The organism is Actinomycetospora sp., from assembly GCF_055612215.1.
Genome location: NZ_JBVPVA010000326.1, coordinates 1 through 1915, shown reverse-complemented (window position 1 = coordinate 1915; position 1915 = coordinate 1). Strand labels below are relative to the sequence as shown.

Genomic DNA, 1915 nt, shown 5'->3' with positions numbered 1-1915 from the left:
CCTCCACACCCGGCGCAGCGCCGTCTCGGAGTAGGCGTCCATGAGCGTCTCGTCCTTCGACGAGAACCACTCCCCCAGCGCCTCGTCGAGCACGCGGACGTCGGCGACGGCGAGGTTGAGGCCCTTCGCGCCGGTGGGCGGCACGATGTGGGCGGCGTCGCCGGCGAGGAAGAGCCGACCGTGGCGCATCGGCTCGCCGACGAAGCTGCGCATGGCGGTCACCGACTTGTCGGTGATGGGCCCGCGGGCGAGCGTGAACGATCCCCTATCGGCGTGCTCCCCTGGATCGAGCGCGAAGCGGGCCTCGAGCTCGTCCCAGATCGCGTCGTCGGACCACTCCGCGGCGTCGGTGCCGTTGGGGACCTGGATGTAGGCCCGGGTCACCGTGGGCGAGCGCATCGAGGCCAGGGCGAACCCGCCGGCGCCCCGCGCGTAGATCAGCTCGTGCGACGACGGCGCGACGTCGGCGAGGATCCCCAGCCACGAGTACGGGTAGACCCGCTCGAAGGTGCGGACACCCGACGTCGGGATCGCCGCGCGGGCGACCCCGTGGAAGCCGTCCGTCCCGACGACGACGTCGGCGCGCAGTTCGTGCTCGGCGCCCCCGTGCCGGTAGCGGACCCGGGGCGCATCGGTGTCCACGTCCTCGACGGCCACCACCTCGGCCTCGAAGTGCAGCGGCTCGCCCTGCTCCAGGCGCAGCGCGATGAGGTCCTTGGTGATCTCGGTCTGCGCCCAGATCATCACGTTGCGCCCGGTCAGCTCCTGCATGTCGACGCGGACCCCGCGCCCGCCGAAGCGCAGCTCGAACCCGTCGTGGGGCAGGCCGAGCGAGTCCATGCGGTCGGCCGCGCCGATCTCACGCAGGACGTCCACCGTGCCGTGCTCGAGGATGCCGGCCCGCTGCCGGGACTCGACGCGGTCGCGCGGACGCGACTCGAGCACCACCGAGTCGATCCCCCGCGCGCGCAGCAGGTGCGAGAGCAGCAGCCCCGCCGGGCCGCCGCCGACGATGGCGACCTGGGTCCGGTCCGTGCTCACGCGGTGCTCCCGTTCGCCGGGCCCGTCGCCGCGTCGCCTCCGATGAGGTCCAGGAACACCGTCTCGCCGGGGCCCTGCAGCCGGACGTCGAAGCGGTACCCCGGCCCGGTGACCGAGCCGTCGGGCACCGCCATCAGCGTCGCCCGGCGGGCCTCGTCCAGCGACGCGAGCAGCGGGTCCGCGCCGTTCGCCTCGGAGTTGTTCGGGAAGTAGATGCGGGTGAACAGGTGGTGCAGGAGCCCGCGGGCGAACACCGTCACCGCGATGTGGGGCGCCTCGACGGCACCCGTCGGCGACGCCGGGCGGAGCGTGCGGACCGCGTAGTCGCCGGCGCGGTCGGTCGGCACGCGGGCGAACCCGGTGAAGCTGCGGCCGTCGCGGTGCAGCGAGCCGGGGCGCGCCGGCAGGCGCCCGTCCGGCCCGGTCTGCCAGAACTCGAGCAGCGCGTCGGGCACCGGGGCACCGGCCCCGTCGCGGACGGTGCCGTGCACGCTGATCGCTCCGGGCGTGCCGGGGGGCACGACGTCGCCGCCGCCGGCAAAGGGCAGCCCGAACGCGAAGAAGGGCCCGACGGTCTGCGACGGCGTCGGGTCGGCCGGCGCGAGGGAGGACGTCAGGTCGCTCACGAGTCCTCCTCCGGGTCCTCGGGGGTGGCGCCAGGACCGTCGAGGACGATGTCCCACTGGTAGCCCAGCGCCCACTCCGCGACGGTCGTGTCGTGGTCGTAGCGCGCGATCAACCGCTGCTGCGCCTTCTCGTCGGTGATCGACGAGAAGATCGGGTCGAGGCCGAAGAGCGGGTCGCCCGGGAAGTACATCTGGGTGACGATGCGCTGGGTGAAGGCGGTGCCGAACACCGAGAAGTGGATGTGCGC

Annotated in this window: 3 protein-coding genes; all 3 read right to left on the bottom strand. The window is 73.6% G+C overall.

Going from position 1 to position 1915, the window contains the following annotated elements; genetic code table 11:
* A partial coding sequence (locus AC0CYZ_RS09385) for a 4-hydroxybenzoate 3-monooxygenase (protein WP_472214564.1) occupies positions 1-1041 on the bottom strand: 1041 nt, incomplete at its 3' end.
* The gene (gene pcaG, locus AC0CYZ_RS09380; protein WP_472214562.1) at positions 1038-1667 is read right to left on the bottom strand and encodes a protocatechuate 3,4-dioxygenase subunit alpha; all 630 of its coding nucleotides are present in this window, start codon (positions 1665-1667) and stop codon (positions 1038-1040) included. The genes AC0CYZ_RS09385 and pcaG, both read right to left, overlap by 4 nt.
* The coding region (locus AC0CYZ_RS09375) for a dioxygenase family protein (protein WP_472214560.1) at positions 1664-1915 on the bottom strand (252 nt) is incomplete at its 5' end. The genes pcaG and AC0CYZ_RS09375, both read right to left, overlap by 4 nt.